We start from the raw sequence: 26,794 nt of genomic DNA on the forward strand, positions 1-26,794 counted from the left end.
GGGGGGCTCGGCCGGTAGGTGAGGGGCGATGGCCCAACCGTCGTGTTCCGTCTCTCAGAAGCACGTTGGCGAGCAGGATCAAGGAGTTCTGAACGTGAATCCTTCGCACGATGGCCGCCGCGAGTCGCAAGCTCTGGTGGGCGCCGCCTGGCACAAGAGCACTTACAGCGGTGAGGCGGTGGGCTGCGTCGAGCACGCCTCTCTCTCCTCCGGTCGTCAGGCGGTCCGTGACACCAAGGACCGGGCGCGTGGAGTGCTGCTGTTCAGCTCGGACAGCTGGCGGCATTTCCTCGGTGGGGACCTTGACCAGTAGGTCCACCGGTAGGTCCGGCTGAGGCTTCCTGTGCCTCGGCGGGACCGCCGCACTGGCTGAACGAACCGGCTCCGCCCCTTCCGTGATCGCGGAAGGGGCGGAGCCGGTTCGGCGTCGGGATCGGGGCGGCGGTGGGCGCGGTCGGGCAGCCGTCTTCGTGCGGAGGTGTGCTCCGCTGTCCAGGGTCGGCATGGCTCGGCGGAGACCCCACGCACCGAGCCGTGCAGCGTTTCGTCCTGGCGGGGGTGTCCGGTCCCACGGCAACGTACGGCAACGTACGGCGACTTGGTGGTCGATGACCTGGTGCCGGTGCCGGTGGAAGCATTACCCCGGACGTTGTTGGCCGGTCCGCCGCAGGTGCGTGTTCGGTTCGGTGCAGGTGCTGCGGTGGTGGTCTGGGCCGGTGTCTCGCAGGGATCGGCAGGAGCCGTGACGGGGCAGCCGTGACAGGGACAGCCGTGACGGGGTTGGGTGCCCGAAGCGACGCCCCCGCTCCCTCGCCGCCCCCCTCACAGCTCCCGCAGGCCCCGGTCCGTGAAGGCGATGAGCCATTCGAAGCTCTGGTCGTTGTCGTCGCTCCACTGGAAGCCGTTGCCCGCCTCCAGGGTGGCGAAGCCGTGGCACAGGCTGCGGAGGGTGCGCAGGGCGTGGTTGAACTGGGGTTCCGGGATGTCGTAGCCGCGCAGGACGGCCGTGAACGCCTCCAGCAGGCGTTGGGCTCCGAGGATCATGGGGTCGTCGGGGCCGGACGGTTCCATGCCGATCGTCGCCGCGTACCGGCCGGGGTGCTGCAGGACGAAGGCGCGGAAGGCGCGGGCGGCTGCGGCGAGGGCGTCGCGGCCCGCGTAGCCCTGGATGGCGCCGCCCACGGCGTCGGCGGCCTGCGACAGGGCGAGGGCCGCGATGCGGTGGTTCAGGTCCTCCTGGCTGCTGACGTGTTTGTACAGGGACGGCGGGCGGACACCGAGCCGTCCGGCCAGCGCGCCCATCGTCAGCTTGGCGATGCCGACCTCGTCGGCGAGGGCGGCGCCGGCCGCGACGACGGTCGCCGGGTCCAGTCCGGCCCTAGGCACGGGCGGTGTCCTGGCGGAGGAAGGTGAGCATGAGGGAAACCACCTGGTCGGGGAACTGGTCGTGCGGGTAGTGCCCGGCGCCCTCGATCATCTCAAGGCGGCCGAGGCCCGGCGGAAGGGCCTCCACGATCGCCGCGCCCTCGGCGTGCGGGTCGGCCCAGTCGGGGTCGAGCGTGCCCATCACGACCAGGACCGGGGCGTGGACGTTGCCGAGCTGCGCGCCCGCGTCGGTCGGAGCGCTGCGGCCCATGGCCTGCATGGCCTTCATCCGGCCCGGCTCGCGCAGCGAACTGTCGATGCGGTCGAGCCGTTCCGTCCAGTCGGCCGGTTTCACGCCGGGGTAGGCCACGTCCAGGTACGAGCGCCACAGCCGCTTGCTGCCCAGGACGCCCGCGCCGAGCAGGCGCACCATGCCCTGGCGGAAGCGCTTCACCCGCAGGTCACCGAGGCGCAGGGACTGCTTGCGGGTGAACGGTCCGAGTTCGACGACCGCCGTGATCAGCGCGGGCTCCTGCGCCGCGGCGATGGTCGCGGCGCCGCCGGAGACCGAGTGGCCGACGAGCACGGCCGGGCCGCCCAGGTGGCGGATCACGGCGATCAGGTCGCCCGCGATGTCGGTACGGCTCCAGGCCGGCCAGTCGGTGCTGGACTCGCCGCAGCCGCGCAGGTCGACCGCCGCGACCCGGTAGCCCTCGGCCACGAGCAGCGGGACCATCGCGCGGTACGCGGCGCGGCTGTCGCCCATGCCGTGGGCGAGGACGACGAGGGGGCCGGAACCCGTCACCTCGTAAGCGATCGTGCCGCCGTCGACGGTGAGGTACTCGGTCATGGCATCCCCCAGGTTCGGTGAGCTGTCGGCGCCTGTCGGCTAACCGCGTTAGCCAAAAGCTATGCGCGTTAGCCGGATCTGTCAACGGGTGCCTCTCCGCACCTCTGTTGGACGGGCGGCTGGCGGGAACTTCGCCGAACGGCGGCTGGCGGGGGCTCTGCCGGTGACGCGCCACGGCACGTGTGGGGGTGCCGGTGGCGCACACGTCGGCGGCCCCGCCGTGTCGCACACGGAGAGGCCGCCGAAGGACGAGGGAACCGGACCGGGTCAGCCGATGCCGACCGGGTTGACGAAGGTGCCGGGGCGGCTGGCGCCCGACTGGTCCAGGATGGCGCCGCCGTACGGCCAGGCGAGGGTCGCGTGGGTCGTCTCGTTGGGCGGGGTGAGCAGGATCTGCGCGGGGACGAACGGCTTGACGTCCGGGTCGTTCTTCTGGGCCGGCAGGATGCTCATGCTGACCATGGCGGTGTCGTCGCCGGGCTTCAGGGTCAGCGTGGACGGCATGTCGCTGGAGCGCAGGAGGTCCCACGTCTCGCCGGTCGTGCTGACCAGCTGCACGCCCGGGTAGCCGCGCAGGGTGCAGGTGTGCGTGCTCTTGTTCGTCAGCCGGATGGTCACCTGCTGCTGGTACGTGGTGTTCATGTCGGGGCGTCCGCCGTGCGGGCCGCCCCAGGTGTAGCCGAGTTCGTTGGTGTGGCAGCGGCTGGTGGTGCTGGTGGTGGAGACGGGGTTCACCGCGTCGGTGCGGGAGCCCTGCTGGGCGGTCGTCCGCGCGGGCGTCCCGGAGGACTCCTGCGTACCGGCCTTGTCCGAACCGGCGTTGCCCGAACCGGCGTTGTCCGTACCGGCGTTGTCCGAACCGGCCTTGTCCTGTGATCCGCCCTGCTTGCCCGACGAGGACAGGTTCAGCGCCGTGTCGGAGTGCGAGCCCGCGGCCTTCGACGAGGAGTCGCCGGACGAGTCGCACGCGGTGGCACCGGCGCCGATCGCGACGGCGGCCAGTACGGCGGCGGTGCAACGAACGGCGCGGTTGAGCTTCGCGGTCATGGTTCCTCATTTCCGGCGCCGGGTCTTCGTCCGGCGCTCCCCGTGTGGAGTGCGGCTTACGGGAGGTGTGATGCGGCCTCCCCCGGGGGAGTTCACGAAAGATTGTCCGGAGCGTGTAACAGGCCCCGGCAGCGGTCGCGGCTCCCCACCGGAGGCCCTGCCGGCGTACGGCGGACGGCCGGTGCCCCACCTGGGACACCGGCCGTCCGCCGTACCGCGCGCCTCTCGTGCCGGGCCGCCCTCAGGCCGCCGCCTGTTTCCTCAGGGACGTCAGGTGGGCGAAGACGACGACGTTGGCCGAGTAGCCCTTCTTCTTGTCGAAGCGACCGCCGCAGGTCATGAGCCGCAGTTCCGGGCGGCTCGCGGGCCCGTACACCTTGTCGTCCGGGAACTCGTCCTTCGTGTACGTCTTCACCTGGTCGACGGTGAAGACGGCGGTACGCCGGTCCGCGCGGGCGACCTTCACCGTGTCGCCCCGGCGCAGCGCGTTGAGGTTGAGGAAGATCGCCGGGCCCGTCTCGGTGTCGCGGTGGCCGACGATCAGGGCGGTGCCCGCCGCCCCGGGGGGCGGGCCCTTCGCGTACCAGCCCACCTGCTTCGGTCTGCTCATCGGCGGGGTGCGGAGCCGGCCGTCCTTGTCGAGGCCCAGGCTCATGACCGGGGCCTCGATGAAGAGGGCGGGCACGCTGACCTTCAGCGGCCGGGACGGCACCAGGGGCGCGTGCGAGGCCGGCGCCTTCCGGTGCGGCGCGGGCGAGGCGCGGCGCGAGGGCTGTTCCCCGCCGCCCGCGGCGTCCCCGCCGCGGGCCGTGGTGACCGGCGGTTCGCCGGGCGAGTCGGAACACGCCCAGACGATGCCGGTCACCAGCGAGAAGGTCACGCTGAGCGTCATCGTGAGACGGCACGCGCGACTCGGTCCCCGGCGTCGCCTTCGCCGTCGTACGGGGGCGCTATGCCTCGTTGCGGGCACGGCGGCGTGCGGATCGGCGGACCAGGAGCAGCCCCGCGATTCCGGCCGCGCCCGCGGTCAGCGCGACGGGCGCCGCGAAGTTCGTGTCCTCCTCGGAGCTGACGCTCTTCATGTCCGGGACGCCCCCGCCGCCCGCGGGCACCGCGCCGGACGGCCGCTCGTAGCCGTTCTCGGAGCCCGGCGCCGAGGGACGGCCGTGCCCCGTGTGGCTGCCGCTCTTGACGGGCCGGTCGCAGTTGACCTTGAAGCTCCGCTGCTTCGGGCCCGCCGGTACGGTCCACACCAGCTGGTACGTGCCCTCGGGGAGCAGGTACTGGTGGCTGCGCGCCGCGCCGTTGATGAGCGGCAGCGTGCTCTGGAGCGTGTCGCCCGGCGGGACGGTCGGGGGCTGCGCGGTGATCGTCCAGGGGACCGCCTGGAGCGACTCGAAGTTGGTCGCCACGAGCACGAAGTGGCAGACCTCCACCCCGTTGCGGTCCCCGCGCGAGTGCCAGCCGACCGAGCGGACGTCGAGGTTGCCGCTGTCTCCGGGCGCGGCGTGGGCGGCGGGCGCCCCGGCGAGGGTGGCTCCGGCGACGGCGACCGCGGCGGCCACCGTGGTGCCCGCACGGGCTCTGCGGGAACGGACGGAAGCGGAAGTGCGCATGGCTGGGCTCCTTCAAGCCGAGATGATTGTCATACTGATCACCTGATCGCCTAAGGAATGCCATGGGCCACCGAAGGGGCGCGCCGAGACACGGGGAAATCGCCCGGAAGAGACCTGAACGGCCCACCGGGCCCCGTGGAGGGCGCCGTGGAAATCTCGACGAGGTCCCCCGGCGGAGAGGCTGTCAGCCCTCTTTCCCTCCCTCTCCCTCTCCCTCTTCCGCCTGCTCCTTCTCGGGAGTTTCGGGAGTTTCGGGAGCTTAGGGAGCCTCGGGAGTTTCGGGAGCCTCGGAGGCCTCGGGGGCGCCGTTGAAGAAGTCGAGGAACCCGTTGGGGGCGTTGTCGCCGAGGCACAGGTCCAGGATTTCGCGCGCGTCCTCGTAGAAGGCGGCGCTGCGCGGGAACATCGCCTCCTCGTAGGCGGTGAGTGCCGCTTCGACGTCGCCGGGGTGGGCGGCGATCGCCTTGCCGAGTTCGGCGCCGTCGAACATCGCGAGGTTCGCTCCGTCGCCGGACGGCGGCATCAGGTGCGCGGCGTCGCCGAGCAGCGTCACCCCCGGCACGCGGTCCCACCGGTGTCCGTCCGGAAGCGTGTGGATCATGCGCGCGACCGGGGCGGTCTCGCCCTCGGTGATCAGCGCGGTGAGGTGCGGGGCCCAGCCTTCGTACTCGGTCGCGATCCGGGCCCTCGCGGCGTCGGCGTCGGCGAAGTCGATCTCGGCGAACCACTCGGCGGAACGGTTCAGCTGCACGTAGGTGTGCAGCACGTCCCCCGCCTCACGGTGCGCGGTGATGCCCTTCCCCGGAGTGAGTACGTACAGGGCGCCGGGGCCCACTGCCGCAGCCGTGGCGGGGTGCCGTACGTCGACGTCGTGCAGGTAGGTCTCGACGAAGGTCGTGCCGACGTACTCGGGCCTCGCGTCCGACAGCAGCGGCCGGACCCGCGACCAGGCGCCGTCGGCGCCGACCAGGAGGCCGGTGGTCACGGTCGAGCCGTCGGCGAAGGACAGCTCGTGCCGGCCCTCGCCGAGGGAGCGTACGCCGGTGACCTTGCGCCCCCACTGGACCGTGCCGTCCGGCAGCGAGTCCAGCAGGATCTGGCGCAGGTCGCCGCGCAGGACCTCGGGGCGTGCCAGGGAGTCGCCGGGGGCGTCGAGCAGCAGCTCGCCGTTCTCGTCCAGTACGCGCGCCGCGTCGGCTCCCTCGTGGATGATCGCGTGGAACTCGTCGGTGAGGCCGGCGTCCGCGAGCGCGCGCTGTCCGTCTTCCTCGTGGATGTCGAGCTGACCGCCCTGCGTGCGGGCGGCGGCCGAGGGGTCGGACTCGTAGACCGTCGAGGCGATGCCGTGGACGTGCAGGACGCGGGCGAGGGTGAGGCCACCGAGGCCGGCGCCGATGATCGTGACAGGTGTGGTCGTCATGGCTGGTTCCTTTCGCGGTACGCGCCCGGGAGGCGCGTGGGCCGAGTGAGGCGGAAGCTCATGGAACACTGTTCCATGACTCCATGTTGGAACATCGTTCCATTCATGTCAAACTAGGCGCATGGCGACCAGGGAACAGCGAGGCGAACGGCGTACGGACGCGCTCTCGAAGCAGCGGATCGTCGAGGCCGCGATCGAGCTCCTCGACGCGGGCGGCGAGAGCGCCCTGACCTTCCGCGCGCTCGCGGCGCGCCTGTCCACCGGGGCCGGAGCCATCTACTGGCACGTCGCCAACAAGGACGAGCTGCTCGCGGCGGCCACCGACGACGTCATCGCCCGGGTCGTGACGGACGTGGCCGGGGACGCGGAACCGCGAGAGGCGATCCGGACCGTCGCCCTCGGAGTCTTCGACGCGATCGACGCACACCCCTGGGTGGGCGCCCAGCTCTCCCGCTCGCCGTGGCTGACCGCGATGCCGCAGATATTCGAGAGCATCGGCAGCCAGCTCCACGCGCTGGGCGTTCCCGAGCGGGCGCAGTTCGACTCGACGTCGGCGCTCGTGCTTTACGTCCTGGGCGTCGCCGGGCAGAACGCCGCGAACGGCCGCCTGTACGCGCACGGCACCGACCGCGCCGCCTTCCTCGGCGAGGTCGCCCGGCGGTGGACGGGGCTCGACCCCGCGCGCTACCCGTTCGTGCACCGGGTGGCGGCCCAGCTTCCCGAGCACGACGACCGCGAACAGTTCCTCGCCGGTGTCGACCTGATCCTGAACGGCGTCGAGACGGGGCGCTAGGCGCGGGGCCGGCAGGGCGGCCCGCACCAGGTCCGGGGGGCAGGGGTAAACCGGTGGACGGTTCCGGGAGGGCCCGCATACTCTCCCCGTCCGTGGTCCGTCCACGCCGACTGAGGGGGGAAGGCCGTGCGCGACGCCGTGGTGACACCCGGGGGTGACCGTATGCGCTGGGTCGAACTGCCGGGGCAGGAGCCGTCCCGGGTGTACGTGCACGGTCTCGGGGCCTCCTCGCCCGCCTACTTCACGGAGTCGGCGGTCAACCCCCTTCTGGCCGGGCGCCGTTCACTGCTGGTCGACCTGCTGGGACACGGCATCAGCGACCGGCCGGCCGGTTTCCGCTACACGCTGGAGGACCACGCCGACGCGCTCGCCGCCGCCCTGACCTCCGCCGGTGTCACGGGCGGTGAGGTCGTCGGCCACAGCATGGGCGGCTCGGTGGCGATCGTGCTGGCCGCGCGCCACCCGCACCTCGTCTCCCGGCTGGTCCTGGTCGACGCCAACCTCGACCCGGTCCCCGCCGCGACCGCCACCGGGGGCAGCGGCCACATCGCCTCCTTCACGGAGGAGGAGTTCCTGGACCACGGCTGGCAGGAGGTCCGGGACCAGGCCGGACCCCACTGGTGGGCCACGATGCGCCTGACCGGCCGGGAGGCCCTGCACCGCAGCGCGACCCACCTCGCACGCGGCACCGTCCCCACCATGCGCGAGCTGCTGCTCGACCTGAAGATCCCCCGCACCTTCCTGCTCCCCGAGGTTGACGGCCCCCTCCCCGGCACGGACGCCCTCACCGAGGCCGGGGTACGCGTCGTCGCGATCCCGGACTGCGGGCACAACATCATGCTGGACAACCCCGAGGGCTTCGCCCGGGCGACAGCGACAGCCCTCACGGAGCCGGACCGGGGCTAGGCAGTCGATTCGACGCCCTGCCGTGCTCGTCAGCGCGCGGGCCCCGGCGCCACTGTCCCGACGAAGGACGGACTCGGACGGTCCCGGCGCCACTGTCCCGACGGAGGACTCGGACCGGTCCCGGCGTCGCGTCGCGAAGGCTCCGTTCCCGCCCCATCGCCGCCGGGCCGGACGTCCGTTGACCGGTGGAGCTTCCCGGTCGCAGCGCCATCGTGTTGACCGTCCCCGGCAGGCAGTGTTTGAGTCGGCGCGTGGACAGCGCCTCTGCCAACCGGCGGTTCTGGAACCGGATCAGCAGCGCCTACCAGCAGGAGCACGACCCGCAGATCGGCGCGACGCCCCGGCTGTGGGGCACGTACGCCGTCCCCGACGCGCAGCTGCACGCCCTGGGCGACGTCACCGGCAAGCGCGTCCTCGAACTCGGCTGCGGCGCCGGTCAGTGGTCCAGGGCGCTCGCCGCCGAGGGCGCCAACGTGGTCGGGCTCGACCTGTCCGAAGCCCAGCTCGCCGCGGCAGCTCGCGCGAGAGGAGCGGCCCGCTACCCGCTGGTGCAAGGCGCCGCCGAACGCCTCCCGTTCGCCGCCGACAGCTTCGACCTGGTGTTCTGTGACTACGGCGGGCTCAGCTGGGCGCCCCCGCGCCTGGTCGTCCCGCAGGCCGCACGGGTCCTGCGCAGCGGTGGGCGCCTGGTGTTCAACGTCGCCGGCCCGTGGTTCGAAGCCTGCTACGACGAAGCGGCCGGCCGCGCCACCACGACGCTGCACCAGGACTACTTCGGGCTGGACGCCATCGCCGAAGGCCAGGACGCGGTCAGCTATCAGCTCACCTACGGCGGCTGGATCAAGGTCCTGCGCGGCGCGGGTCTCCTCGTCGACGACCTCATCGAGCCGCGGCCCGAACCCGGAACAGCCAACGGCTACAACCGGACCGAACCGCCCGACTGGGCACACCGCTGGCCGGCGGAAGCGCTCTGGGTGACCCGCAAACCGTAAGCACCGCCGCACCGGTGCGGCTTCGGCTGAGCCAACTCCTCCTCGTGAGACCTCCATCGCGAGATCGTTCCGGACAACGAGATCGTTCCGGACAACACCCCGGCGCCACCACGGCGGCCCGGCGCGCGCGGGACTGACAACCCGTCGCGGTGGGCAGGTGTGGGGCGTGCGCCGTGAAGTCCGGGCGGTGGCACAGGTGGGGGCCGACGCCCTGAGTACGAGTGGCTGGAGTGCAGATGTCCGACGCGGTTGTCGAGGTCACGGACGAGTCGTTCGAGACCGATGTCCTCGGGGCCGCAGGCCCGGTGCTGGTCATGTTCTGGGCGGAGTGGAACGGGCCGTCCAAGATGGTGGCCCCGATGCTCGACGAAGTCGCTCGCGACTACGCGGGCAGGCTCACCGCGGCGAAGCTGAACATCGACCAGAACCCCGAGACGGCGCCCCGCTACGAGGTGCGCGGGCTCCCGACGCTGCTGTTGTTCAAGGACGGCCAGGTGGCGGCGACCAAGGTGGGGGCCGTGTCGAAGGGGCAACTGACGGAGTTCCTGGACGCGAATCTGTGAGGTGGCGGCGCGGCCCTGGGCCGCGTGGGCGCGGGCCGCGTGGTCGGGCACGGTGAGACGGCCGGCCGCCGACCCGGCCCGGGCGGACCCGTCACCACTTCCGCGCCGCGCCGCGCCGACTGCGCCCCGGGCCCCGGGCCTCAAGCCCCGGGCCTCGGGCCCTTTTTGGGTTTTGGTGGTGGGGGGTAACTACCTACCTCCCTCCCCACCCTCTCCGTCCCCTTCGGCGTGCCTTCGCCGCGCCTCGGCGTCATCGCGGGGCCGCGCGTCACTCGATTAGCTGACGTTGCGTGATCAGCTTGCGTCAGCGCGTGACATCCCTCTAGCTTCAGCCCCAAAGGGGATCTCGAAAGAGGTCGACCCCAGGCGGAGGATTGGAACCCGTATCCGCCCAGGGCCTGACCACGAGATCGACTGAATCCACAACCCAACAAGGAAGTCGACATCTCATGGCTGCAAGCCAGGTTAGTGCTGTCCGTTCCCGTTCCGCGTGGCAAATGGCCAAACCCGGATTCGGGAAACGGCTCGCCCCCGGCCAGACCGAGGCACTTCCCGGCACCTTCGCACACCTGCCCAAGAGGGAGGCGGCGATCGCCGGGTTCATCGACCGGCTGCCCGTGGGTGCCGCCATCGGCTACAAGGCGCTCGCCGCGCAGATCAGCGGCTACGGGCAGCAGGCGTGCCGCCGCGCCCTGGAGTTCCTGACCGACCGGGGCCACCTGCGGCGCGTCAAGCAGCACGTGACCGTCGAGGACGGCTCCCGGCGCTGGGTGACCCGCACGTTCTTCTCCCGTACGGCCCGGGACGCCGCCTGGTGGCGGGAGTTCGTCCGGTCCGTCAAGGGGATCGACCTGGACGCCGCCGCCTCCGGCGCGCCGGAGACCGCCGGGACCGCCGTCCCGGCCACGGGAGCGGAAGGTGCGCGCGCGGCTGGGCCTGCTGGGCCTGCTGGGCCTGCTGAGCCCGCTGGGCTTGCTGGGCCTGCTGAGCCCGGGGCCGAGGCCCCTGGAGCCCCCGCCCCCGACGTCACCGACTCCGACGCCACCGCCCCAGGCACACACGGCACCACCGACTCCGACCCGACCGCAGGTGAGCCGTACCGACTGCTCGCCCGGGTCGGCCGTGTCGAGCCCCGGATGGCCCTCTCGCACAGCGAATGTCTCGCCCTCGTGCCGCTCGCCGCCGAGTGGATCGCGCGTGGCGCGGGGGCGGTTGAGCTGACGCGTGTGCTCACCGACCGTTTGCCCGACCCCGTGCACAGCCCGGCCGCCATGGCCCGTACCCGACTGGAGAACAAGATGCCCCCGAAGCCCGCGCCCTTCCGCGAGACCGTGCTCGAAGCGTTCGAGATCTGTGTCGGCTGCGAGGTGCCCGAGAACGTCATGCCGCTCACCAACGGGCTGTGCCAGGAGTGCCGGCTGCACCTGGACCACGAGTGCGACGAGCGGTGCGGCGGCTGGCGTGACGACGACGAGGACGAGGACGGCTGGGAGGTGCTCACCCACGGCACCGTCGTCCCGGACACCTTCCTCTCGGCCCCACGCGGTACCACCACCCAGGACACGCGCATCCCTGACGTCGCCGAACGCGTCGCGCTGCTGCGGCAGATGGCCGCCATCGGCAGGGAGCGCGGCTGAGGCAGGGGGCCGTCCGGGGCGTCGGCCTGGCGTCCGTCAGGCGTCGGGTCGCGGGCGCGCCGGTGGGTCCGTACGGGCCAGGACGGCCTCGGCGACGGTGTCACGGACCGCTTCCCTCGTGAGCGTCCTGCCGGGTCCCGGGAAGGTGCGTGTGAAGAGCGGTTCCTCCGCGCCGGTGGCCGCCGGGCGGCGTTCCCAGCGCTGCCACAGGGGGCGGAAGCCGTGCCGGGCCCAGAAGACGCTGGAGAGCGGGTTCAGCGGGTGGAACCACAGATAGGCGTGGTCCGCGCCGCGTGCGCGGAGTCCGGCGAGCGCTGTCTCCGTGAGGGCGTGACCCGCCCCCGTCCCCCGAGCGCCGGGGGCCACGACGACGCTGTTGAGGTACGCGTACGTGCCGGGGCGCAGCCTGCGGGGGGCCGTCGTGTCCGTCACGGTCACCAGGGCGCAGCCCGCGACGCCGACGACTCCGTGTTCCGTCTCGGCGACCCACACGGCGCCCGGCTCCTCGGTGAGGTCCTTCTCCGTCGCCTCGCGCACGAGCCGGGCTGTGCCGGGCCGTGTCCGGGTGTACGAGTAGGGCTCGGCGAACGCGAACTCGGCGAGCCGCAGCGCCGTGATCGCCTCGACGTCCTCGGGGCGCGCGGCCCGTACCCGGGGGCCCGCACCGGGCGGTGGCGGCGCGGCGGGCGTGGTCCGGATCGCCAGGACCGTGAAGACCTGGAGTCCGGCGGCGGCCAGGACGCGGTGTGCCTCGTGGTCCCGGGCGGGCCACAGTACGACGGCCGCGCTGTCGCCGGTGGCCGGGAGGCCCGCCGTCCAGGACGCCATGATCTGCGCCAATTCGACTTCTGCCTGCGGCCCTTGACCCATATACGGGGTGAGTGTGCGGGTGTCGCGGGCGAGGACGGCGTACATCAGGTCTTCGGGGGACACCTTCACGGCGCCCGGCACGGCCGCGCAGTGGGCCGCGTCCGGTCCGGCGGCGGGCCACAGTGGTCCGGCCTCCGGGGCGGGTGGTGCGGGAGTGGGCAGCAGGGGGTCCAGTCGGGCCAGGCGCCGGGCGTGTTCCTCGGCCACGCGCGCGAGTGGGGTGTCCGAGGACTGTTCCGGCACCATGTGCACTCCCTTCACGGCCGAGTTGTACGGCACCCGGTTGCCACGCAGGGGACGTGCTCACTGCTTGCCGGTGCCGACCGGGTCGACGACGACCTGGGCGGAGGCGTCGGGGGTGACCGGGAAGTTGATGCTGACCGACAGGGACTTGGAGTGGGTCTCGTTGGGCGGGGTGACCTTGACGGCGCTGACGTAGACGCCGGTGCCGCCGGTGTTGTTCGGCGGGTAGTGCACGGTGAAGCGGGTCGACTCGCCGGGGAGGACCGCGACGGCCGGGGCGGCGAGTCCGCTGCGCTTGGCGCTGAGCGGGCCGGAGGCGTCCTGGGACAGGAAGTCGACTCCGGGGAAGCCCTTGAGCGTGCAGGCGTCGCCGCCGTTGTTCTTGAAGCTGAAGAGGAGGTCTCCCTCGCCCATGCCGTGGGAGACGCTGAAGCCGAGGTCCGCCGTCTTGCACATGCCGGTGGTGATCTGGCCGCCGCCGCTGCCCTTGTCGGCGTCCATGCCGGAGTCGGTCGAGCGGCTGCCGGTTCCGGTGCCGGTGCCGGTGCCGCTGCCGGTGTTGCTGCTGGTGTTGGTCGCCTTGCCGCCCGAGGTTCCGCTCTGCGAGGAGGAGCCCGAGGTCCCGTTCTGCGAGGAGGAGTCCGACGATCCGGCCGAGGAGTCGGAGGAGTCCGTCGATCCGGCCGAGGAGTCGGAGGTACCGGCCGAGGAGGAGGACGCGGCGGAGCCGTTGTCGTGCAGGCTCGTGGCGGCGTCGTCGCTGCCGTTGCAGGCGGTGAGCGAGAGGCCGGCGGTGAGGGCCAGGGCGGCGAGGGTGAGCTTCTTGGCGCGCATGGTGTCTTCCTTCGCGGTCGGTGTCCGGTGGCGGTCGGCGGAGTCGCTCGTACCGGTGTCGGTGTCGGTGTCGGTGCCGTCTGTCCGGCCCGGTGTGCGTTTCTGGGAGGTGCGATCCCCCGGGGCCGGGAAAAGTTCGGGCCGGACGCCCGCCAGGACATTCCTGTTACACGCGCGTCGGCCTCCGGGCCCGGGAAACGGGGCCCGCAGGCCGCTTCCGCACGTGCCGCCCACCGCCCGGCCGCCGGTTCGGGGGTCCTCCCGCGCGCACCGTCACGGGCGCGGGCCGCCGGGACAGAGCCGTGACGGACGGCCCCTTGAAGAACACCGGTTCCATGGCCTACGGAGCCGTGCCACGCGATGCCGCAGCGCCCCCGCGCGTGGACGGGGGCGGGCGATCGCCCCGGCTACCGGCCCGGCCGAGAAGTGGTTTCCCGGGCGTGGCCCGGCCGGACTCCCGTTACCCTCCCGCGCATGTCTGTCGCCATCCCCTCCGGCCAGGCCCCGGTGGCGGTGTTCAGGGTTCAGGTGCGCGCGCCGCCGTGGGCGGTCGTCGGAGTCCCGGCTGCCCCCGTGGTCCCCGTGGTCCCTGTGGGCCCCGCGTTCTCCGTGGCCCGCCCCGTCAGTTCGTCCAGCTTTCGCTGTGACTCCGAGCCGGGCTCCGCGTGGTAGACGACCATGACCTGGCCCTCGACCCCGTTGATGTTGAGTTTGTCGCGGTACAGGTCGAGGTCGCCGGCCTGCGGGTGGTGCATGGGGCTGCGGACGGAGTCGGCGCGGGACACGTCGTGGCGGGCCCACAGGCTGTGGAAAACCTCGCTCCGCTGCGACAGCTCGTCCACCAGCCCGGCCAGCCTCGGGTCGGGGTCGAAGGGCCCCACCGAGGCACGCAGCTGGGCCACCATGCCGACCACCTCCGTGTCCCAGGACCGGTACAGGGCGCGTTCGGCCGGGTCGAGGAAGGTCGCGAGCAGCCGGTTCGCCCCCGGGGCCATGTTCGGGGACAGCGCCTCGGCCTGCGGGTTCGCCGCCAGGACGTCGAAGAACCTGCCGTGCAGGAACGCCGGCGCCGGCATCCGGGACAGCAGGAAACGCACGCTGTCCGAGACCCGCTCGCTCGCCGGCGCGTCCTCGGCCGTCCCCGTCCCCGTCCCCGTCCCCGTGGACGTGGACGTCACCCCGCCGTACGCCCGCCGGGGGCCGCCGGCGGCCAGGCCCTCCAGGTAGGCGCGCGCGTCGGCGTCCAGTCGCAGGACCCGGGCCAGCGCGCCCACGACCTGCTGGGAGGGGTTGCGGTCCCGGCCCCGCTCCAGGCGCAGGTAGTAGTCCGCGCTGATCCCGGCCAGTATCGCGACCTCCTCCCGCCGCAGCCCCGCCACCCGGCGCACCCCCTGCGGCGTGATGCCCACGTCCTCGGGCCGCACCTGTTCGCGCCGCGCCCGCAGAAAGGCGCCGAGAGGGTTGGTGTGCTCCATGCGCCCAACGGTATGCCGAGGCGGCCCCGCCGGACGGCTCCCGCCCCGGCACTGGCCCCACCTGGGGAAACCCGCCTGCCAGGGACCCGCGGTCCTAGGAACACGGGGGCACTGGCCGCTCTCCGCAGGATGCCGGAGAGTGGAAGACACGGGAGAAGGACGCCGAACCCGGCACACGGCACCCGGCGGACACCGCGACCAGCGGCGGACGCCGTACCCGGTGGACACCGCGACCAGCGGGCGGACGCCGTACCCGGCGCCCACGGTGCCGACCGGTCGCCGACACCCCGGTGGCCGACACCCCGGTGGCCGTAGACAACGCCGGTCGCCCGGGAGCGGCCCCCACCGCCCCCACAGTCCCCACCGAGTCCCCACCGAGTCCCCGCCCGGGAGCCCCCTCTCCCCGTCCCACCACCCACGCACTTCACAAGGAGCGGCCCCATGAGCAGCAGCACCACGCTTCCCGGCGGAACCCTGACCCTCGCCGAGGACCTGACGGTGACGCGGATGGGCTACGGGGCGATGCAGCTCGCCGGCCCCGGTGTGTTCGGGCCGCCGAAGGACCGGGGCCAGGCCCTCGCCGTCCTGCGTGCCGCCGTCGACGCGGGCATCACGCACATCGACACGAGCGACTACTACGGGCCGTACGTCGTCAACGAGCTGATCAAGGAGGCGCTGCACCCCTACCCGGAGGAGCTGCACCTCGTCACGAAGGTCGGCGCCCGGCGGGACGACACGGGGGCCTGGCTGCCCGCCCTCGACCCCGCCGAGCTGAAGACCCAGGTCCACGACAACCTGCGCCGCCTCGGCCTCGAAGCCCTCGACGTGGTGAACCTGCGGGTCGGCACCGACCTGGGCACCACCGAGGACCCCCTCACCGAGCAGTTCGCCGCCCTCGCCGAACTGCGCGAGCAGGGGCTGATCCGGCACCTCGGGATCAGCAACGTCACCGCCGGGCAACTGGCCGAGGCCCAGACCGTCGCACCGGTCGTGTCCGTGCAGAACCTGTACAACCTCGCGCACCGCAAGGACGACGCCCTCGTCGCCCTGTGCGCCGAGCAGAACACCGCCTTCGCCCCGTTCTTCCCGCTCGGCGGCTTCAGCCCCCTCCAGTCCGCGACCCTGACGAAGGTCGCCGAGCGGCTCGGCGCGAGCGCCCAGCAGGTGGCGCTCGCCTGGCTGCTCCAGCGCTCCCCGAACATCGTCCTCATCCCCGGCACCTCCTCCGTCGGGCACCTGCGCGAGAACATCGCCGCCGCCGCACTCGTCCTCCCCGAGGCGGAGATCGCCGAACTCGACGCGATCGGCGGGTAGCGGGGCGCCCGCGCCGGGCGGAAAAGCGGAGGCGTCGAGCGGCCCCCTCCCGTAAGGTCGCCGCCCATGCGCGTTCTCGTACTGGGTGGTACCGCCTTCGTGGGCCGGGCGATCGTGGCGGAGGCCCTGCGGACCGGCGCCGAGGTGACGCTCTTCGGACGGGGCAGGACCGGCCGGGACCTGTTCCCCGGGGTGCCCAGACTCCTCGGGGACCGCGACACCGGGGACTACGCCTCCCTCGTCCGGACCGTCCAGGAGGCCGCCGGGCAGGGCCGCGCCGCCTTCGACGCCGTGATCGACGTCAGCGGCTACGTGGTCCGGCACGTGCGACAGGCCATGGACGCGCTCGACTCCGCCGGCGGCCACCTCGGCCGGTACCTGTTCGTCTCCAGCCACGCCGTCTACGTACCGGGCGGCGGCCCCGGCTCCGACGAGGACGCCCCGCGCCGCCCGCCCCGGTACGACGTGGACGACGCCGCCCTCCTCGACGGCTCGACGTACGGGCCCGCCAAAGTGGCCTGCGAGGACGAGGTGACCGCGCGGTACGGGACGCGGGCCACCGTCGTACGGCCCGGGAAGGTCGCCGGGCCGCACGACCCGTCCGGCATGTTCACCTACTGGGTACGGCGCGCCGCGCGCGGCGGCCGGATCGCGCTGCCCGGCGACCCGGACCAGCCGATCCAGATCCTCGACGTACGGGACCTCGCGCGGCTCGTCGTACGGCTCGTGCGGGACGAGCGGCCGGGCGCCTTCCACGCGGTCGGCCCCGCCCGGCCGGTCACCCTGGGCGAGCTGATCGAGACCTGCGCGCGCGTCGCGGGCACGGCCGCGTCGACCGAGATCGTCCCGGTCCAGGACCCGCAGGCCCCGCCGTTCTTCCCGCTCGTCCGCGCCGACCACGACGGCCAGCGCCGCAGCCCGGCCCGCGCGCGAGCCGCCGGGCTCACCGCCACCCCGCTCGACGTCACCGCCGCGGACGTCCTCGCCTGGGACCGCGCACGCGGCCGGCCCCCGCTCACCAACGGCTACTCACCGGAACGGGAGGCCGAAGTCCTCGCCACGGCAGGGCAGTCCGCCGCCGCCCGCCGTCCCGTCAGGCCACTCGGCTTCTTCCCGGAACTGGAACCGGGCAGGGACTAGGACCAGCCGCTCGCGGGCCCGATCCGGGACGCGGTGCGGGAGCACGGCGAGCCGGACGAGGCGCGGATCCTGGAGTACCTGTACGAGGGGACCGAACTGTTCAGCTGGATGGGCGGTGAGCCCGATGTGCTCCGGGAGGACGACGGCGGCCCGGTGCTGCTCGGCGGCTCCTCGGGTCGCCGGGCAGAACCGACTGCCGGGATGAGGAGGAGGGCGGCGTCGGGCTCGGCGGAGGTGTAGGACTGGGTGAACGTGTTGCGGACGGGGTCGAAGCCCTTCTCGCACACCTCCGCATGGATGCGCGCGGCCAGCTCACGCAGCGGGACCGGGTCGAGGGTGAGGGTGCCGGCCTCGGCGAGGCGGGCGGTGCGGTCCACGGCCCCCCATAACATCACCTTCGAGTGCACGTAGGTTCGCGACTCCTAGGACACGACCCGCTCTTCGCTCCGCGTGAGCCCGCACGCTTGGGAGGAGTTCCTGCGGACGACCAACTGACCTACCACGCGAGACGGGGCCTCCCGGCGAAGTTTGGCGAGGCCCCACCTCGACACCTTTCAGTCAGAACTACTCGTCTCCGTACCATCGCGGAGAGATGGAGAGATTCTCTTCTCTCCCATCGATCCGTCGCCGCGTTCTTGCACACGACATGCAAGAAGATCGAGTGACGCGCTGTCGTCATCGGGCCGATAGGCGCCCATGCGCGTGTACCCGAGCCGGTCGTAGAACCTCTGCGAAGCGGAGCCGGGCAGAGCGAGGAGTGATGCCCACTCGGGCCTTAGACGCTCAAGCAGCACGTCATGGAGAAGTGTGCCTGTACCGCGTCCTTGCTCTGCCCGGCGTACGGCGATTTCACAGATCCCGGCGAGACGTGTGGCAGTACGTTGTCCCGCCGGTATGGCCGGTAGGAGGTCTGGGCCGTACCAGTACTCCGGGGTGCACAGGAAGCCGTACGCGAATCCGGTGCAGTTCCCGCCTTCGTCGTGAGCCGTCACGAGCGTGAAGGTGTCGTGTCCTGCGTGTCCGCCGACTTGACGGCGGAGCGCTTCCGGCGTGAATCCTGCCGCGAAGACGGCGGGGTCGGCGGAGTGAGCTTCGGTCCAGACCGCGACGAGGGTGTCGACGAGGGCGGGCAGGTCCTCAGGGCCGTGGATCTGTAGGTCGGGGGCGGGGTGCGGCACGTACGTTCTCCTCAGGCGGCGGCGCAGGCATCGAGATACGCGGCGACGCTCGACACCGAACGGTGAGGGGCCAGTTCCTCGGCGATGCGGTCCAGCGAGTGCATGAGGCGGCTCGATCCGACCTGCGGGAGTTGGGCGAGAGCTTCGCGCGCGGCGGCGGTCGCCGCGTCCAGGTCGGGCTTGTCCTTTCGGGCGTTGAGGAGGGCGAGGTCCGCGGTGTAGAGCGCGCGGTTGCGGTGGTGGTGAGGGGCTTGGAGCAGTACGGCCTGTTCGGCGCCTGCGCAGGCTCGGTCGTACTGGTGGAGGTCCGCGAGGCAGAGGCTTTCCAGTCCGGCGAGTTCGGCCGGGGTGTAGAAGCCGAGCCAGTCCGGGTCTGCCTCGCTCGTCCCCTCCTCGTACAGGCGATAGGCCGTTGCGAGCGCGCGGCCCGTGGCGCGAGCGTCGCCCTGGAGAGCCCACCCCCGTGCTTCGCGGCAGTGCAGGAGTGAGAGCCAGCGGGGTGAGCCGAGTCCCGCTACGGCGCGCTGTGCGACTTGGGCTGTGCCGATGGCTTCGCGGGGGTGGCCCGTGGCTGTGGCGAGGAGCGAGAGGCATCCGAAGGCGTGGGCCTCCAGCGCCGGATCGTCGACCTGGCGAGCGTTGACCAGGGCCTCGGTATAGAGGCTGCGGGCCTCGGTGGTGTGCCCGGAGTCGAGGGCGATCCACCCGGCCGCGACGGCGAGTCGTCCGGTCGCGGTCTGGAGCGCACGTCCTGTGGCCGGTGAGTACCGGCCGTGGCCGAGCCACCAGTTCGCGCAGCCGAGCACCGCTTCCGCGCTGAGGTCGGCGGAACCGAGTTCGCTGTCGTGGGCGTAGAGACGCTGCTCGGCGGCGAGGAGGGTTTCCACGTGCCGCTGGCCCAGGGCCGGGGCGTGGCCGGAATGCAGCGCGGCCGAAGGGATGGCCGCAGCGGTGCCGGCCATGAGCGTGCGTCGCAACATGTCCTCGGTCCCTTCGTCGAGGCGTGGGGCGTGCCCGGGTACGAGGAGCGCGGCGTACGGGGGTGTGAAGCCCAGCGCGGTGGCATTGCGGCCGGTCATGGCGCGCAAGATGCGTAAATACACCGGGCGCGGGCATCGGGTGGTGCCGTCCTCCCATGTGGTGAGGGTACGGGCGACACAGCTGACGGGCTCCCCGAGTTCGATCGATTTCTGGACGATCCGCTTGGCGGCCTCCGTCCTGCTGCACTGCCACTCGGTCTCGCGGATGGCGCGGAAGACGTGGTTGGGGTTGCCGCCCATGGCGCCTCCAGGGAGTTCCTACCTCTGCGACGACGGTAGCGGCTACGGCACTAGTCAGGAGAGGTTCTGTGCCCGTTCGTGGGCCCGACGGGACGTTCTTTCCGCGCTTCTTCCGCTCTTCTGCTTCTCGCCGACATCGCTTCGCCACGTACTCCCCGGCTTTGCTGACTCACGTACACCGCGCTGCCTCCCGTACGAGAGCCGGCGTCCCGGTGTGCGACTGCCCCCACCGAGGGAGGAGTTGCTGTGCGCATCCTTGTCGACGGACTCGACCTGTCCGGCAAGACGACGCTTGTCACTGAATTGCTCGCCGCGTTCGAGCGGGCCGGGATCTCCGCCGTGCGGCACCGGGGAATGCTCTCCGAGCACCACCCCTTCGAGAAGCCGCTCAAGCGGCTCCCGCTGGCGCGGCAGGCCCGTTCGTCCGGCATCACGGCGGCCTATCTGGCCGCCGGTTTCGTCGTGGACGGGCTGCTCGTGAAGGTGGACCCGCCTCGATCGGACGGGGCTTGGCTGATCCAGGAGGGGTACGCGGACCGCACGATCGCAGTAGGCATCGCGGGTGGCCCCTATCTCCCGGCGCTGTTGGCGCTGCGGGCACAGCGGATCTTCGCCTCCTTCGACCTGGCGGTGCTGCTCCACACCTCGGACCAGAGCGAGCGCCTGGCCAGGCTCGGGCAGCGAGGACTCGGGGACGAGGGCGACCGGCGCGCAGCCCTCGACCAGGACTTCGCCGAGCGCTTCAACTCCGCGCTCGTGCATCACCTCGCGCTCCGGCACCGCCACCGGCTGATCGTGGACACCGCCGTCATTTCGCCTGGCGAGATCGTCGATCTGGTCTTCGAGCACCTCGGTATCGAGCCCTGCGCGCCGCCGCTCGGCAAGATTGCGGCGGCCTGACATGGCGGAACTCTTCGACTCTCCGGAAAGTGCCTCGCTACGCGCGGTCGCGGACGCGCTGGTCCGGCCGGGAGAGTTGTCCGTCGACTCCGGCGAGACGGAAAGTTTCCTCCTGGCTCGAACGGGCCGAGGCTCGGGCCGTATCGGGAAGGACACCGCCGTCGGCCCGGTGCCGTTGCGCTCCATGGTGGCTCTAGTCGCCGAATCGGGCGACCGACCGCTGCTGCTGAGCGTCAACCAGGAGGGCGGACGCCTCAACGCCCTCGACTGGCCCGGCACGGAACAGCTACCGGGAGCACTCGCGCTCGGAGCGGCGGACTCGGAAGAGCTTGCCGCGCTCGCGGGGGCGGCGACCGGAGCGCAGCTGCGGGCGACCGGGCTGCGATGGAATCTGGCGCCGGTGTGCGACCTCGCCCGGTGGCCTTCTGCGCGAGTCGTGGGGGCTCGTGCCTTCGGCCCGGACCCGGGGCGCGTCGCCGCTCTGGCCGCCGCGTTCGTCCGGGGCTGCCAGAAGGAGAACGTGGCCGCCTGCGCCAAGCACTTCCCCGGGCTGGGAACGGCGACCACCGACCCGCACGAGACCCTGACGGTCGTAGACGCTTTGCCGCCGGGCAGTCTGCTGCCGTTCCGGGAAGCCGTAGGCGCGGGCGTCGCAAGCGTCATGGTGGGCAGCCACGTCGTCCGGTGTTTTGGTGATCGTCCCGCCTTCGCCTCTCCCGAGGTTCTCGCCCTCCTGCGTGAGGAGTTGGGTTTCGACGGCGTGGCGGTGAGCGAGAACCTGTCGATCCCGGCTGCGCACGCGCCGTTCGGAAGCGTTGAAGCGGCTGCGGTCGCGGCCGTGGCGGCGGGCATCGATGTCGTGATGCTCGACTCGGAGATCTCGCGGGGCGGGCAGGACGTGGAACGACGCATCGCGGCGATTCACCTGCGACAGCGCGTTGTCGCCGCCCTCTGCCGGGCGGTGGAGAAGGGGAGCATCCCGGCGGAGCGGGTGTACGAAGCCGCGCGACGCGTTACGGCGATGCGCGCGCGGTACGGCCTGCGTCGCGGCGAGACGCTTCCCCCGTGGGCGGCGGCGAACCACCGTGCCAAGGCGGCGGCGCTGACCATCGCCAGGGCCGGACTCGCCGTGCCTCGTGGCCAGGACCTGCTTCCTCTTCCCGAACGGCAAGCGGTCGTCGTCGCGCGTGTACCGGATCGCGGTTCCCGGCGGGCGGACAGCGCGCGCTTCGCACCGCATCTCCTCCCGGAGTGTCTTGCCCGGTCCGTGCCCGTGACCAGCGCAGAACCCGCGTCCGTCGTGCCGGGGACTGGGCCAGTACTGGTCTGCGGCTACGACACGACGACCCCGTCCGGCGGAAGCGCATCGGCGGTCGCGGCGAACCGGATCGCGGCTTCCGGTCGCTTCGTCGTCCACGTGTCGTTCGGCACCCTGGACGAGTTCGATGGCTCCCTCGCACCCGTGCTCATCGCCGCCGGTTCTCCGCACGCGGCCAGTGTGCAGGCGGTGGCCGAGGCGCTGCTCGGCCGGCTCCGGCCGTCCGGGCGTCTCCCCATAGGTGGACCGTGGTGACGCGCGTACGCACTGCCGAGCTTGCGACCCTGCTGACCGGCTTGTACCGGGCGACGGGGATGACCCGGGGCGGCGCGCGTGTCCTGGCGGAGGCACACCTGAGCGCGCAGGCGAGAGGTGTCGAGAGCCACGGGGTCCGGCTGGCGCCGGGGTTCCTCGCGAAGCTGCGAGCCGGACGTCTCGTGCCGCGACCGAGGCTGTGCGTGACGCGCACGTCGAGCGTGACGGCTTGGGTGCGGGCGGACCGTGCCCCGGGACCGCTGGCCGCTCACGCGGCGATGTCCTTGGCGGGTGCACGGGCGCGACGCCACGGGGTCGGCTTGATCACCGTAAGGGGAATGGGCCACGTCGGAGCCCTCGGCGACACCATCGTGCCGCTCGCTCGTACGGGACTGATCGGCCTCGCCGTCGCGCAAACCTCCTCACCCGGCGTCGCTCTCCTTCCGCACGGCACCGAACCCGTTCTCGGGACCACTCCCTTGGCCTTCGCCGCCCCGGCCGGGAACGCACGCGAGCCCTTGCTCTACGACGGCGCACCGGCCGCGCTCTCGTGGGGCGCCGTCAAGCACGCCCGCCGCGCCCGTACCCCCTTGCCGCCCGCCGGCGCGCTCGACGGCGAGGGCCGGATGACCCGGTCCGCGAAGGACGTCGCCGCGCTCCTGCCCTCGTCCCCGCAGGCTCAGGCCCTCGCCCTCTGCCTTGAACTGATGGCCGGGCCCCTCACAGGCAGCGAACCGATCCCCTCGGGGAAGGACGGACGTGGACTCCTCGTCCTGGCCGTGTCGCCCGCCTTCCTCGGGCTGAACGCGGCCACCGTGCCCTCCGCCGTCGAGCTGCTCCGCGGGGCAGCTCACGCCGCCGGAGCACGACTGCCCGGCGACGGCTCCTGGCCACACGCCGCAGCACACACCGACCACTACGACCTCGACGACGACGTGCTGGATTCCCTGCTAGCCGCCGCACACGCGGGCGGCGTCCGCGTCACCCTCACTCGACCCCCTGAAAAAGGCGGTACGCCATGAGCACCACGCCCCTTGCCCCCGACCCCCTCACCGCTCCCACAAGCTCCCTCAGCGCGGGAGCCGGGCGACGCCGCATCGCCAAGGAACTCGGCGCCTCGCTCGATCTCGCCGACCCGTACCCGACCATCGTCGCCGCCTCCTCCCACGCGCAGCCGCCGGTGCGTGCAGCGCTCGACGAGGTGGCCGCCGGGCGTCTGCTCCACGAGCCGTACGGCCGCCGTGTGCCCCTCCAGGAACTCTCCTCGCGCGTGGTCGCCCCTCTCGCCACCGCCCACCAGCTCGACGCGGCGGGCACCGACGAAATGGAGTTCGCTCTGCGCTGCACCTTCGCGTTCCCGGGGCGCGTGGGAACCCCGGACGCGCCCTTCGCTCTCAAGGAGACGTTGCCCGACGGCTTCCACCCGGCGGCGACGCTGGAGGAGATCGCCCGGACACAGGCCGCCGCTGGCCCCGACGGGCTCAACACCGCCTACATGGTGTCCCAGATGAAGGGCGGCATGTCGGCCGACTTCGGTATCGGCTGCCCTCTGATGTGCGCCTACTGCTACCGCAGGGAAGGCGACACGGTCGACGGGTACCTCGGCTCCTGGGAACCGAAGGGCTTCCTGGAACCCGAGGAGATCGTGGATCGGCTCCTGTCCCACCCGTGGTTCACCCCGCACGTGACGCCGATCGGGCTGCACATGTCCACGAGCGAGGCGTTCCTGCCGAAGCTGTGGCCGCGGACCTGGAAGTCCCTCCAGCTCCTCGACGGCCTGGGGCTGACCAATCGCGTCTCGTGCATCACCAAGTACGCCTTGACCGACGAGCAAATCGGCCTGCTGGAGTCGCTGGCGAACATCAGCCTGGACATCAACATTTGCTACGCCGCGATGCCGGAGGCCATCGAGCCTCCGAACAGGCGACGGCGACTCGATTTCCTCCGTCGCGCGCTCAGCTCCGACAAGCTGAATGTCCTGGCCTACTACCGGCCCATCGCCGAGGGCCTGAACACGACCGACGCCCATCTGCGCCACGTCTGGCAGGAGTTCAAGGACGCCGGGGCCCGTACCGTCGTCCTCGGCGGTCTCAAGTTCGGCGACGACCACGTCCACAGCTTCATGTCGTACGGGCTGCCGCTGCCCCAGGGCTCCTTCACGCCGGGCAAGAAGCTGCTCACCGCCGACACCGAGAAGCGGATCATGGCCGCGTTCCACGAGGTCTACGCGGACGTCGTCGAGGGAGACCGCCCCGCCGTCCTCAAGCGCTCCTCCTGCGGCCGTACCGTCGAGCGAGGCAGCCACCTCCCCGACTACAACGGCCACTACGACCTCCCGGCGACCAACTGCCGACTGCGCTGCCCCGCCGCACAGCACGGCGCGTGCGCGACCGCGAAGGCCCCGGACACGGAGGTCGTGCACCACCTCCTGGACCGCATCGGCCGCGGTGCCACCCGTTTCGACATCGTGCGCACCACGGTGATCGTCTACGCCGAACTCTCCCAGTTCGAGCGCACGTTCCTGCGGCAGAACCTGCTCTTCCCCGTCCACACCGCCGAGCAGGCCGCCGTACTCTTCGCCGGGAGGCTCAACCGATGACATCCACGACCGGGCGGATCTTCCTGCCCCTGAGCGAGTCGCCGTTGTCCCGTCCCCTGGCCCCCGCCGAGGACATGAACGCCGTCATGCGGCTCGCCCACCGGGCAACTCCGACACCCAAGCTTGTAAAGGCTCTCCTGTCGGTGGGCGACCCCCAGTCGGCTCTCCGTGTCGCCTACGCGCTCGACGCCCGGGACGACCTCCCGCCCGAAGCCCTCGCACTGCTCGTCGCCGCCCGGCCCGAGCTGCGCGCCTCCGTCGCCAGACTCAGGAGGGACCTCTTCCCCGGCGACACCGGCTCCTGCCACTCCTTCGCACGCACCATCGCCCAGATCCTTTACGCCCCCAGCCTCCTCGACGCCGACTACCTCGACAGCCCCAAGTTCGCGAGGGCAGCGGCCCACGCTGACCCGGGCGTACTTCTGGACCTCCTGGCCGAGCTGCTGGCGAAGGACTCGCCCGCGCCTGCCGCCGTCGCTGCACTCCAGCACCTGAGCGACGCCCGCACACACGCGAAGGTCGCTGTGGCCGCCCTCGACCTCCGGACCGACGCGGCCTGTGCCCGCTGGTACGGGAACAATTGCCGACGGCTCCTGCACGCGAGCCGTTCCCGGGGCGTTGCCGCGCTCACCGCACAGACCAACGGGCTCAGCCTGCTGGCCGAGACCTGGTACTCCGCGCTCGTCGACGCCGTCGAGACTCCGGCGCAGGAACGCGAGGCCCTCGCGGCCATCGACCACGCTCCGAAGGCTCTCGCGGCAGGACAGCCGCTCGTCACCCCTTCGCCCGCTGCAGACGCTCGCTGGCCCCACCTGATCGCTCTCGCGGCCCGTCGCTCTCCTGCATCGGACCGCTGGCGCACCGCGTGGGATGCGGCCGAGCACACCCCCGACGGTTCCGCATGGGACCCGGTGCAGCGCGGCCTGGTCGCCGGGTACGAACTCCTCACCGAGCACACCCGCAGCCGCCTCACCACCAGCGACGAACTCCCCACCCCGGACCGCTTCTGGGCCGCCGACCCCGACGGCCGCGCGCTACTGCACCGGATCGCCGACGGACTGACCGGCTACCTCGGGCACAGCCCCCTCCCGCACTTCGACGAAACCCTCCTGATCGCCTTCATTCGGGGGCTCGCCAAGAACCGTCGCGACAAGGTCCCCGGCGCCCTGCACGTGCACGGCCTCGTGGCCTCACTGAAAGCAGCACGGTCGAAAGCGTCCGTCATCACCCGCGCCACGCCGACGGACATCGGGCTCGTCATCCCCATGCGCGGCGAAGCCGAGCGCGCCGCCGCCACGGCCGATGTCCTGGGCGTCAAATGGGCCCAGCTCACGTGGCTGGTCGACCAGCGGCCCGATGCCCGCATCAACGTGCTGCTCGTGGACGAGGACCCCGACCAGGCCAGCACCAAGGCACTTGCGCAACCACCGGCGCACCCGCAGATCACCCTCCGCCGGGCGGCCCGGCCGGATGCCGCCAGCGCCAAGGGAGGCGCCGTCCTCTGGGGCCTCGGACAGCTCGTCGCAGCAGGGGCCGCCACCGTCGCCTACACCGACCTCGACCTCACCTATCCCCTCGACCAGCTCGGCGTGCTCCAAGCCGCCCTGGACACGAAGGGAGCGGTCGCCGCGATCGGCTCCCGCGTCAGGCCCGACTCGTACGGGTACTACCGCCCCGGCGGCCCGTCGCCCACGACCCAGCGGTACCGCACCCTCGTACAGGAACTCCTCGGCCTCGACGTACGAGACCCGCAAGCCGGCTTCAAGGCATTCCCCTCAGAGCCGCTCGGCCGCCTCCTCCCTCGGATCGCCGAACGCGGCCTGTCCTTCGACACCGGCCTGCTCGCGGCCCTCAGCCCGCACGGCAAAATAGTCGAGACCGGGATCGCCGCCCTCCACCGGTACACCGACGCGCCCACCGGTACACCGCGCGACTACGACGCGATGCTGCGAGCGGTCCACCTCCAAGCACACCGCAATGGCCGCCCGCCCGAAGAACGGCCTACACCCGCCTGGGACCGCTACCTCACTGCAGGAACCCTCCGCGCGATGAACACGCCCGATGAAGGCGGGCCTGCGGGGGCCGCCCGCCCTTGACGCAGCGCCTGCCGTTGCCACGCTGTCCGGTCGCCGTACGTACGGCGACCGGACAGCGTTTCTCAGGCGTAAGGCCCGGCTTTAACCTCCCGGCCCGCGCTCG

23 protein-coding genes and 2 pseudogenes are annotated in these 26,794 nt (G+C 72.1%); 13 read left to right on the forward strand and 12 right to left on the reverse strand.

All coding sequences use genetic code 11. The features are described from left to right. The first annotated feature begins 94 nt into the window (after positions 1-94). Positions 95-313 (forward strand): DUF397 domain-containing protein, encoded by a 219-nt coding sequence (locus AB0J21_RS10865; RefSeq protein WP_363145526.1) that lies wholly within the window; start codon positions 95-97, stop codon positions 311-313. A 509-nt stretch (positions 314-822) separates the two neighbouring features. Here the strand turns inward: AB0J21_RS10865 and AB0J21_RS10870 are convergent. The 6 genes from AB0J21_RS10870 to AB0J21_RS10895 form a co-directional block, all read right to left on the reverse strand. Beyond that, positions 823-1,386, reverse strand: coding sequence for a WHG domain-containing protein (locus AB0J21_RS10870; RefSeq protein ID WP_363145527.1), 564 nt, complete (start codon positions 1,384-1,386; stop codon positions 823-825). Beyond that, entirely contained in the window at positions 1,379-2,215 is an 837-nt protein-coding gene (locus tag AB0J21_RS10875; protein ID WP_363145528.1) for an alpha/beta hydrolase, read from the reverse strand. The genes AB0J21_RS10870 and AB0J21_RS10875 overlap by 8 nt, the downstream gene beginning before the upstream one ends. A gap of 267 nt (positions 2,216-2,482) precedes the next feature. After that, positions 2,483-3,262: a DUF4232 domain-containing protein gene (locus AB0J21_RS10880; RefSeq protein ID WP_363145529.1), complete on the reverse strand. Its 780-nt coding sequence runs from the start codon at positions 3,260-3,262 to the stop codon at positions 2,483-2,485. Positions 3,263-3,503: 241 nt separating this feature from the next. After that, positions 3,504-4,154, reverse strand: coding sequence for a class F sortase (locus AB0J21_RS10885; RefSeq protein WP_363145530.1), 651 nt, complete (start codon positions 4,152-4,154; stop codon positions 3,504-3,506). Between the two features lie 58 nt (positions 4,155-4,212). Further along, the gene (locus AB0J21_RS10890) at positions 4,213-4,878 is read right to left on the reverse strand and encodes a hypothetical protein (protein ID WP_363145531.1); all 666 of its coding nucleotides are present in this window, start codon (positions 4,876-4,878) and stop codon (positions 4,213-4,215) included. Between the two features lie 259 nt (positions 4,879-5,137). After that, on the reverse strand, positions 5,138-6,298 hold the full coding sequence (locus tag AB0J21_RS10895) for an NAD(P)/FAD-dependent oxidoreductase (RefSeq protein WP_363145532.1): 1,161 nt from the start codon (positions 6,296-6,298) through the stop codon (positions 5,138-5,140). A gap of 121 nt (positions 6,299-6,419) precedes the next feature. Here AB0J21_RS10895 and AB0J21_RS10900 point away from each other — a divergent pair, with 121 nt between their 5' ends. The 5 genes from AB0J21_RS10900 to AB0J21_RS10920 all read left to right on the forward strand — a co-directional run bounded on the left by AB0J21_RS10900 (position 6,420) and on the right by AB0J21_RS10920 (position 11,189). Beyond that, positions 6,420-7,091, forward strand: coding sequence for a helix-turn-helix domain-containing protein (locus tag AB0J21_RS10900; protein WP_363145533.1), 672 nt, complete (start codon positions 6,420-6,422; stop codon positions 7,089-7,091). 126 nt (positions 7,092-7,217) lie between these two features. Then, positions 7,218-7,997, forward strand: coding sequence for an alpha/beta hydrolase (locus tag AB0J21_RS10905; RefSeq protein ID WP_363145534.1), 780 nt, complete (start codon positions 7,218-7,220; stop codon positions 7,995-7,997). Between the two features lie 251 nt (positions 7,998-8,248). After that, positions 8,249-8,989 carry a class I SAM-dependent methyltransferase gene (locus tag AB0J21_RS10910; RefSeq protein WP_363145535.1) on the forward strand — a complete coding sequence of 247 codons (741 nt, stop codon included), beginning with the start codon at positions 8,249-8,251 and terminating at the stop codon, positions 8,987-8,989. Positions 8,990-9,225: 236 nt separating this feature from the next. Continuing rightward, a complete protein-coding gene (gene trxA, locus AB0J21_RS10915; protein WP_363145536.1) occupies positions 9,226-9,552 on the forward strand; it encodes a thioredoxin TrxA in 327 nt (108 codons plus the stop codon). Between the two features lie 497 nt (positions 9,553-10,049). After that, positions 10,050-11,189 (forward strand): hypothetical protein, encoded by a 1,140-nt coding sequence (locus AB0J21_RS10920; protein ID WP_363145537.1) that lies wholly within the window; start codon positions 10,050-10,052, stop codon positions 11,187-11,189. Positions 11,190-11,414: 225 nt separating this feature from the next. Here the strand turns inward: AB0J21_RS10920 and AB0J21_RS10925 are convergent. The 3 genes and pseudogenes from AB0J21_RS10925 to AB0J21_RS10935 all read right to left on the reverse strand — a co-directional run. Beyond that, positions 11,415-12,305: pseudogene (locus tag AB0J21_RS10925) on the reverse strand (GNAT family N-acetyltransferase); the annotation flags it as partial. Positions 12,306-12,362: 57 nt separating this feature from the next. Continuing rightward, a complete protein-coding gene (locus tag AB0J21_RS10930) occupies positions 12,363-13,136 on the reverse strand; it encodes a DUF4232 domain-containing protein (protein WP_363145538.1) in 774 nt (257 codons plus the stop codon). A gap of 524 nt (positions 13,137-13,660) precedes the next feature. After that, positions 13,661-14,611 carry a helix-turn-helix transcriptional regulator gene (locus AB0J21_RS10935; RefSeq protein ID WP_363145539.1) on the reverse strand — a complete coding sequence of 317 codons (951 nt, stop codon included), beginning with the start codon at positions 14,609-14,611 and terminating at the stop codon, positions 13,661-13,663. 441 nt (positions 14,612-15,052) lie between these two features. On the opposite strand from AB0J21_RS10935, the gene AB0J21_RS10940 reads away from it, so the two are divergent. After that, a complete protein-coding gene (locus AB0J21_RS10940) occupies positions 15,053-15,925 on the forward strand; it encodes an oxidoreductase (protein ID WP_363145540.1) in 873 nt (290 codons plus the stop codon). Positions 15,926-15,991: 66 nt separating this feature from the next. After that, a complete protein-coding gene (locus AB0J21_RS10945) occupies positions 15,992-17,065 on the forward strand; it encodes an NAD-dependent epimerase/dehydratase family protein (RefSeq protein ID WP_363145541.1) in 1,074 nt (357 codons plus the stop codon). A 188-nt stretch (positions 17,066-17,253) separates the two neighbouring features. On the opposite strand, the pseudogene AB0J21_RS10950 reads toward AB0J21_RS10945, so the two are convergent. From AB0J21_RS10950 to AB0J21_RS10960, 3 genes and pseudogenes are all read right to left on the reverse strand, one after another. Next, a pseudogene (locus AB0J21_RS10950) lies at positions 17,254-17,481 on the reverse strand (glycoside hydrolase family 15 protein); the annotation flags it as partial. A 138-nt stretch (positions 17,482-17,619) separates the two neighbouring features. Beyond that, positions 17,620-18,243, reverse strand: a complete 624-nt coding sequence (locus AB0J21_RS10955; protein WP_363145542.1) for a GNAT family N-acetyltransferase — start codon at positions 18,241-18,243, stop codon at positions 17,620-17,622. Between the two features lie 11 nt (positions 18,244-18,254). Next, positions 18,255-19,523 carry a hypothetical protein gene (locus AB0J21_RS10960; protein ID WP_363145543.1) on the reverse strand — a complete coding sequence of 423 codons (1,269 nt, stop codon included), beginning with the start codon at positions 19,521-19,523 and terminating at the stop codon, positions 18,255-18,257. A gap of 246 nt (positions 19,524-19,769) precedes the next feature. Here AB0J21_RS10960 and AB0J21_RS10965 point away from each other — a divergent pair, with 246 nt between their 5' ends. Genes AB0J21_RS10965 through AB0J21_RS10985 form a run of 5 tightly spaced genes read left to right on the forward strand, consistent with a single transcriptional unit; the run spans position 19,770 to position 26,691 of the window. After that, positions 19,770-20,423 carry a hypothetical protein gene (locus AB0J21_RS10965; RefSeq protein WP_363145544.1) on the forward strand — a complete coding sequence of 218 codons (654 nt, stop codon included), beginning with the start codon at positions 19,770-19,772 and terminating at the stop codon, positions 20,421-20,423. A gap of 1 nt (position 20,424) precedes the next feature. Then, complete coding sequence (locus tag AB0J21_RS10970) at positions 20,425-21,996, forward strand: glycoside hydrolase family 3 N-terminal domain-containing protein (RefSeq protein WP_363145545.1); 1,572 nt, start codon at positions 20,425-20,427, stop codon at positions 21,994-21,996. Continuing rightward, entirely contained in the window at positions 21,993-23,018 is a 1,026-nt protein-coding gene (locus AB0J21_RS10975) for an Ldh family oxidoreductase (RefSeq protein ID WP_363145546.1), read from the forward strand. Before AB0J21_RS10970 ends, AB0J21_RS10975 begins: the two co-directional genes overlap by 4 nt. Then, positions 23,015-24,595 carry a hypothetical protein gene (locus AB0J21_RS10980; protein ID WP_363145547.1) on the forward strand — a complete coding sequence of 527 codons (1,581 nt, stop codon included), beginning with the start codon at positions 23,015-23,017 and terminating at the stop codon, positions 24,593-24,595. Before AB0J21_RS10975 ends, AB0J21_RS10980 begins: the two co-directional genes overlap by 4 nt. Then, complete coding sequence (locus AB0J21_RS10985; RefSeq protein ID WP_363145549.1) at positions 24,592-26,691, forward strand: hypothetical protein; 2,100 nt, start codon at positions 24,592-24,594, stop codon at positions 26,689-26,691. Before AB0J21_RS10980 ends, AB0J21_RS10985 begins: the two co-directional genes overlap by 4 nt. Positions 26,692-26,794 lie beyond the last annotated feature (103 nt).

The sequence above is a fragment of the Streptomyces sp. NPDC049954 genome (assembly GCF_040656295.1).
Classification (GTDB): Bacteria; Actinomycetota; Actinomycetes; order Streptomycetales; family Streptomycetaceae; genus Streptomyces.